This window comes from Aerococcus sp. L_32, from assembly GCF_050689315.1.
In genome coordinates, this window is sequence record NZ_JBOEQF010000104.1 from 1 (window position 1) to 7,183 (window position 7,183).

General features: G+C 41.0%; 7 protein-coding genes. 6 read left to right on the forward strand and 1 reads right to left on the reverse strand.

From position 1 onward, the window contains the following. Positions 1 to 473: 473 nt before the first annotated feature. Positions 474 to 1,133, reverse strand: a complete 660-nt coding sequence (locus ACRCJ0_RS07800; protein WP_069286356.1) for a GNAT family N-acetyltransferase — start codon at positions 1,131 to 1,133, stop codon at positions 474 to 476. Between the two features lie 214 nt (positions 1,134 to 1,347). Here ACRCJ0_RS07800 and ACRCJ0_RS07805 point away from each other — a divergent pair, with 214 nt between their 5' ends. From ACRCJ0_RS07805 to ACRCJ0_RS07830, 6 genes are all read left to right on the forward strand, one after another. After that, entirely contained in the window at positions 1,348 to 2,517 is a 1,170-nt protein-coding gene (locus tag ACRCJ0_RS07805) for an ATP-grasp domain-containing protein (protein ID WP_431390091.1), read from the forward strand. Positions 2,518 to 2,560: 43 nt separating this feature from the next. Beyond that, positions 2,561 to 3,298 carry an esterase family protein gene (locus ACRCJ0_RS07810; RefSeq protein WP_431390092.1) on the forward strand — a complete coding sequence of 246 codons (738 nt, stop codon included), beginning with the start codon at positions 2,561 to 2,563 and terminating at the stop codon, positions 3,296 to 3,298. 188 nt (positions 3,299 to 3,486) lie between these two features. After that, positions 3,487 to 4,053, forward strand: coding sequence for a 16S rRNA (guanine(966)-N(2))-methyltransferase RsmD (gene rsmD, locus ACRCJ0_RS07815; protein ID WP_431390093.1), 567 nt, complete (start codon positions 3,487 to 3,489; stop codon positions 4,051 to 4,053). Further along, the gene (gene coaD, locus ACRCJ0_RS07820) at positions 4,054 to 4,554 is read left to right on the forward strand and encodes a pantetheine-phosphate adenylyltransferase (protein ID WP_431390094.1); all 501 of its coding nucleotides are present in this window, start codon (positions 4,054 to 4,056) and stop codon (positions 4,552 to 4,554) included. Positions 4,555 to 4,620: 66 nt separating this feature from the next. Then, a complete protein-coding gene (locus ACRCJ0_RS07825) occupies positions 4,621 to 5,454 on the forward strand; it encodes a helix-hairpin-helix domain-containing protein (RefSeq protein ID WP_431390095.1) in 834 nt (277 codons plus the stop codon). Between the two features lies 1 nt (position 5,455). Then, positions 5,456 to 7,183, forward strand: a 1,728-nt coding sequence (locus tag ACRCJ0_RS07830; protein ID WP_431390096.1) for a ComEC/Rec2 family competence protein, incomplete at its 3' end; no start/stop codon positions are given.

Here is a 7,183-nt window from a genome sequence, read left to right on the forward strand (position 1 = left end):
TATAAAGATTAGGAACACTAATTGGATTAGCGGGATTAAGAGAAATTAACGGAACTTAGTAAACAGTAAAAAATATTTTATTTAGAATCATCTGTAACCAGATGAAAACTCTACTCAATCGAACTATAAGAATAAATGACCCTTAAAAGTAGCAATGTAATAAAAAACCCCTCTAGAAATCTAGAGGGGTTTCGTATTGGCTAAATTAATAGCATGCTATACCTTTGAAGTGTGACTTGATTTCTTTATTCGTTAATATGAGAGATATATCATATTTCGGTTGGCTACCCACAGCTGAGTTCCTGGAATCAGCTAACTCATTGAGTGTATGGAACATTTATAAAATTAACTTTAACTTTAGACATTGCTACAATTTTTTACTACGTTTTTTTAAAACAGGTAATACTAAAATCCACCATAACTTCAAAATAAGTTTTCGGATATTAAATAATATGAAATGTGTTCAAGTATTTTTATTGATTATCATAGATGAAAAATTCAAAAGGTTCAGTACTTTTTGAACCATCAAACGGCTCAAATAGACCGGGTTGATGATAAGTTATGTTACCTGCACGGTGCATTCCTTTGTGGTCATAGAAAGGATAATTACATGAAGAGTCAGTAAATAGGTAGTAATTTGCCACATTTTTAGCTTCAAAATAATCTTTAGCGGCTTGGAATAATTTGCTGCCGATTCCTAGACCTTGAAAATTTGGATCCATAATAAATAAAACGATGCGACCATCATAGGCGGTACTTGCTTTCGCTTTTTCTAATAATTTTGCATCGTATTCACTTTCTATTTTCATCCGGTCATAAAAATAGTCGGCAATTTCCTGACCTTGTGCGTGGATAGTTGCAGCTGCATCAACTGTTGACCGCATTAACATTCGTCCGTATTTAGGTTCTGAGTCAGCAGACGCTAAGATAACGCCAGCGATTTGTCCATCTACCTCAGCCACTGTTGCCATTGAGGCATCACTCAATGAGTTGTTTAAGTTTAAGTCAACGTAAGCGTTAGTTGCCTCCGGATATTCTTCATAGTCTGATTGAAACCAAGCGCCTCGGTTTAATGCGTGTAATGCTGGATAGTCTGCAGCTTGGGCAGATCTTAAAGTAACTTCTTGTGTCATAAAACACCTCCACTTTCCATTCTAACCGATGGGCATATTAAGTTCAAATGATACAGAGTGCCCGTTATGCGGGGCTTAAAAAGGATTAATGAATGCGTTTCCCATAACTTAAATGCAATTGCTTTTGCACCCATTACCACTTATAATGAATGAGAGATTCTAATCGAAAATTAATATAAAATACAAGCAAAAGACCTTGAGCGGAGGAGCTTACATGAATTTTATTGTGACATCACCTTTTTATCCAGAGAATTTTCAATTATTTACTAACCGGTTAAAACAGCAAGGGTTCAACGTTCTTGGCATCGGTCAGGAACCCTATGACCAATTGCCTCAATCTTTGAAAGATGATTTGACTGAATACTACAAAGTCAACGACTTAGAAAATACTGAAGAAGTCAAAAAAGCCGTTGCGTATTTATTTTTCAAGCACGGAAAAATTGACCGCATTGAGTCGCAAAATGAGCATTGGTTGAATTTGGAAGCTGAGATTCGAGAACAGTTTAATATTCCTGGCAACAAGCCCAAAGATTTGCGCAAGGTTAAATTTAAGTCTGAAATGAAGAAGTTGTTTGCTAAGGCAGGGGTTCCAGCTGTCCCTGGTAAGATAGCCAATAAGAAGGGGACGATTAATCGAATTGTAAAAGAATTTGGTCTACCCTTAGTGGCTAAACCCAATTCAGGTGTTGGTTCTTCAGGGACATACAAGTTAAAAGACCAAGAAGCAGTGGATAAATTTATTGCAGAGTGGGATGAGAAGGAGGCCTATTTCTTTGAGCCTTATATTGAAAATGCAAAATTACTATCTTATGACGGTTTAATCGACCAAAATGGTGAAATTGTCTTTGAAACAAGCTTGTATTACCGTGACCCAACTTTGGAGGTATTAAAGTACCAATTAGACTACGGCTATATTATTCAAAAGGAAATTCCTGAAAAATTACGGGCGTACGGTCAAGCTATCGTCAAACAATTCGGTATGAAGGAGCGGTTCTTCCATATTGAATTCTTTGAAAATGGGGACGACTACCTAGTGGTTGAATACAACAACCGAGTGGCTGGGGGGTATGCTATTGATATGTATAACTATGCCAACCATGTGGATTTATTCCGTCAATTTGCCCGCATTGTGGACGGTCAACCTTTTGAAACACCGACTGTACCTGCTCGTTATTGCGTGGCTATTACCCACCGTGATCAAAATACTTATGCCCACGATGAAGCGACTTTACGCAGTCATTACGGCGACCGTTTTGTCTTCTCAAAACGTTTACCAGATGCTTTTGCAGCCTTACAAGGTAACCAATTCTATGGTATTTTAGCGGATACAGAAGAGGAAGTTGAAGATATCTTCAACTACGTCCACCAACATAAAGAAGGCTAGCTTTACATTGACTGTCATTTTACCCAAAACTGGAGGAAACCCCATGAACGCAGAATTCTTACACCATTATTCAGGTCACTTAAATCAAGAAATGTACTTAAATCGTTACGGGCACGCAGGTATTCCGGTAGTGGTATTCCCGTCATCTGGTGGTTCTAAAGATGAATTTGCGGACTTCGGCATGATTGAAGCCGCACATTATTTTATCGAAGAAGGAAAAGTTCAATTCTTCACCTTATCATCCCATGACCAAGAATCTTGGTTACAGAAGGGCAAGTCCCAACATGACCGAGCTGAAGCCCACAATGCCTACGAACGTTATGTTATTGATGAAGCTATCCCATTCATCAAGCACTATACAGGTTGGTTTGACCCAATGATGACAACAGGTTGCTCAATGGGCGCTTATCATGCCCTGAATTTTCAATTGAAGCATCCGGATGTCTTTAATAAAACCCTTGCCTTATCAGGTGTTTACGACGCCCGTTACTTCGGTGGTGACTTCGGCGGTGACCTAGCCGTTTACTATAACTCTCCAGTGGACTATATCTGGACCTTAAACGATCCATGGTTTATCGACCACTTGCGCCAAGCAGATATCATCGTTTGTACTGGTTTAGGTGACTGGGAGGCAGACGGTCTGCCCGGTTACTACAAGTTGCGTGAAGCTTTTGAGAATAAGAATATCCCAGCCTGGTTCGCAGAATGGGGGCCAGATGTGTCTCATGACTGGATTTGGTGGCGCCAGCAACTGCCGTATTTCCTAGGTTATATGGTGTAGAATCTTTTAAATATTCATTGGAGAAGGACGTCACGTGGTTAAGCACGGCGTTCTTTTTTTATGAGGTTTGAATCAGAAAAATGCTCAGCTTAATCTTGGGGATTCTTTTTTCAAAGGGTCACTTATAGGTGGGCGGTCTTTGATATGGTAAAATATAGACAAATTTTAAATCGTGGGGTGACAAGTCTATGCGCGTTATAGCTGGAAAATTTGGGAAACATCGTTTAAAGGCGGTGCCAGGGGATAATACCCGACCAACTACAGATAAAATCAAAGAATCATTATTTAATATTATCGGCCCTTATTTTGATGAGGACACAAGGGTTCTGGACTTCTATGCGGGGTCTGGGGCGCTTGGAATAGAAGCCATTTCAAGAGGGGCAGCAATCGTTTACGGTTTTGAAAAGAACCGGCAAGCACAAGCGACGATTAAGGAAAACGTGGCTGCCGTGCGGATTGAGGACCAATATGTTTTGAAGTCAGGGGACAACCGCAAGGCCATCCAACAATTACGTCAAGCAGATAAAGACCTGCAATTTGACTTGGTATTTTTGGACCCACCTTATAAAGGCCAACAATTAGAAGATGTGATCAACGGCTTTTTAGCAAATCATTGGCTGGCACCGGATGCCCGCTTAATTTGTGAATTAGACAAGCGAGACACACTGCCAGAAGCCTTTGGACCACTCAAACAGATCAAAGATGTGACTTACGGAATCACTAGAATCCTGGTATACCAGATGGAGGAAGACTAGATGACAACAAAAGGAAGAGCCTTATACGCCGGGTCTTTTGACCCCTTAACAATGGGCCATGTGGACATGATTGAGCGGGCAGCCAAGATGTTTGACTACGTCTACGTCGCTGTCGCAACAAATACCACCAAAACCTCTTTATTTACTGGGGAGGAGAAATTTGCTTTAGCTCAGGAAGCCACTAAACACCTAGATAATGTGGAAGTGGTCTACTTAAAATCTGGCCTAACAGTGAATTTTGCTAAAGAATTGGACTGCGGTATTTTGATCCGCGGTTTGCGTAACGGCAGTGACTTTGAACAAGAAACCAACATCGCCTTAATGAACAAGCATCAAGCACCAGATATCGAGACGGTTCTCTTGTTATCAAGTGAGAAATATCGTTTTGTTTCAAGCTCTATTATTAAGGAAGTGGCGAAGTTTAACGGGGACGTGTCTGGCGTTGTGCCGCCAAATGTCAACGATGCCATTAACGCCAAATACGCTGAATTAAATGGTTAAATTTTTTGAAAAATGAACCGACGCTTTTAACTGATCTTGCCGTATATAATAGGTGAGGTGATCATAATGAATCAGTTGCGGGCGTGGCTAAGACAATTTCAGTTAGATATTAAAGAAATGAATATCCAACAAGTGTGGTCCTTGTATAGACCCTACTTGCTGGGTATTTTTGTCGTCTGTTTGACTGTGAGTGGACTAGGCATTTACGGACTTAGTCAGGTATTTCAAGGCAGACAAGGCCAAACTAATGCTTTAGTGGTAGAGGCAGAAACGGACGAAGCAACATCGGACTCGTTAGCGCCAGAAGAGCGTTTGTCTAAAAATACTGTCGTTTCATCAAGTGCGGTGAGTGGTATAGCAAGCGAAATCTCTAGAGAAGAAGCTAATGAAGAATCCGAAACTAACGCTAATAGCGCACCCAATGAAACCTGGTATGTAGACATTAAAGGGGCTATCAAAGTTCCGCAAGTTGTCCCAGTAACCCCAGGTATGCGGGTTCATGATGTGGTTGAAATGGCGGGTGGGGTAACTGGAGAGGCTGACCAAAGTCAGGTGAATTTAGCTCAATTAGTGACTGATCAAATGGTGATTTATGTCCCTAAAGTTGGTGAAGAGGTCAGCCCTTCAACTGAAGCATTGGTTGCTAATTCCAAAGTCACAGAAAGTGCTGTATCCGAGAGTTCTGGGGACGGTACAAGTGACGGGGACCTGGTCAATATCAATACTGCAGATACTACAATGCTACAGACTTTATCTGGTATAGGGGAGAAGCGGGCAGTCGATATCATTAATTACCGGGAGACGAACGGTCTATTTGAAACCGTCGATGACCTAGACCAAGTTTCAGGTATTGGGGAGAAAACGATGGAGAAGTTACGACCTTTAATCACGGTGAATTAAGATGCAATATAAGTTAGTCCTCCATAGTTTCGGTATACTCCTACTGGCCGTTGTAGCCCTGACCAATAGTCCTTGGGCCTGGCTTTGTTATGGTTTATTTATGGTCCGTGTGCTTGCTTTAAAAGAGGGTAAATATCTGCTACAACTAGTGTTTGTACATTGTTTACTCGGCACTTATTTTTTATATCAAGATGCTGGCCGACACAGTGTCCTAACTGGGTCAGAAGAAGAATTGGTTATGGACGTGGCCATCACTGATGTAAAAGTTGAAGGGAACCTCTTGTCTTTTCAAGGGACTACGCGTTTAAACGGACAAAATGAAAAGGTACAAGTATTTTATATGCTGGACGAACAAGTGGACCAAAAAGCTTGGTTAGACAAAGACCAATCATTTCGATCTGTAATTACGGGTACTTTGGAAATGGCCGATGAAAACCAAAATTTTCACCTGTTTAACTACCGGACTTATTTAAAACGGCAGGATATTTATTGGATCATGTCACCGGATGCAATTGAAATTAATGGGGATTTGAATCACGGTCAATTTTGGTTAGCCAACCAAAGACAAGCCATAATCAATTGGCTGGGGACCATTCAAAATCCGACCGTATCAGCCTATACTTTGTCTCTCTTTTTCAATAAAATGGATGCACTTGAAGGAGAGGTGTTAGACGCTTATCAAGCGATTGGCCTGATTCATTTATTTTCGATTTCCGGTTTTCACGTCCAGTATTTCTTAACTTTCTTCAAGAAAATCATTCTTCGATTAGGCATCACAGTAGAATCTTTTGATTATTTCGCCATTACCATTCTACTCATATATACCGTCTTTTTAGGTTGGCCCTACGGCATGATTCGGTCCTTTGTAGCCTATACCTATAACGTCCTCCAGAAGCGGTGGGGCGGGCAACCTTCATCACTCGTAGGCACTTCCTGGTCCATGATTTTACTCCTAATTATAGACCCACGCAGTATCTTTACCCTGTCCTTTCAGTTGACCTATGCCTTGTCCTATACCATTTTATTTACTGGGAAATTTATTCAAGCCAAATGCCGGCACTCTCTACAAGTCGAAATCTGGCAAAGTTTCATCTGTAGTTTAGTCACCATTCCCTTTTTAACCATGACCTACTTTGAATTCTCCTGGGCGTCCCTTATCTTAAATTACGGCTACTCCTGGCTATTCGCCACCTTTTTATTTCCCGGACTCCTTTTGATTTTACTCATTCAAATCACCGGTTTAGGCACTTATTTCACCTGGCTACAAGCTGGATTAGCCTATTTGATTGAGGGAATAGAAATGCTAGCTCTATTCGCTGAAAAATGGACTTGGTTTCAGTGGGTGACGGGTAGGCCACAAATTGCTGTCTTGGTATTTTTTGTGGTCACTTTACTCATGTATCTAGCAGACCTTTCAAAAGCGAAAGTCAGTAAAAGCTTGTACGGACTATTAGCGCTTAGCTTAGTTTTACTGTATTTGAACCCTTATTTACACAGATACGGGCAAGTAGCCATGCTGGCGATTGGGCAGGGGGATACCTTTTTCCTAGAAATGCCTTACCAAAGAAAGGTCTATTTAATCGATTTAGCGGGGAAAATCAACTTCACTACACTTTTAGCTGACCAAGATCCATCCAAATCATGGCAATTACGGGACAGTGAAAGTGTCGCTGAAAGGCAAATTATTCCAGCGCTTAAAGCAGCGGGGACAAGGACAATCGATGGGGTG

What these genes read in the sequence shown, in the direction of transcription:
- ACRCJ0_RS07805 (WP_431390091.1), top strand. Translation starts at nt 1,348, where the DNA reads ATGAATTTTATTGTGACATCACCTTTTTATCCAGAGAATTTTCAATTA.
- coaD (WP_431390094.1), top strand. Translation starts at nt 4,054, where the DNA reads ATGACAACAAAAGGAAGAGCCTTATACGCCGGGTCTTTTGACCCCTTA.
- rsmD (WP_431390093.1), top strand. Translation starts at nt 3,487, where the DNA reads ATGCGCGTTATAGCTGGAAAATTTGGGAAACATCGTTTAAAGGCGGTG.
- ACRCJ0_RS07800 (WP_069286356.1), bottom strand. Translation starts at nt 1,133, where the DNA reads ATGACACAAGAAGTTACTTTAAGATCTGCCCAAGCTGCAGACTATCCA.
- ACRCJ0_RS07825 (WP_431390095.1), top strand. Translation starts at nt 4,621, where the DNA reads ATGAATCAGTTGCGGGCGTGGCTAAGACAATTTCAGTTAGATATTAAA.
- ACRCJ0_RS07810 (WP_431390092.1), top strand. Translation starts at nt 2,561, where the DNA reads ATGAACGCAGAATTCTTACACCATTATTCAGGTCACTTAAATCAAGAA.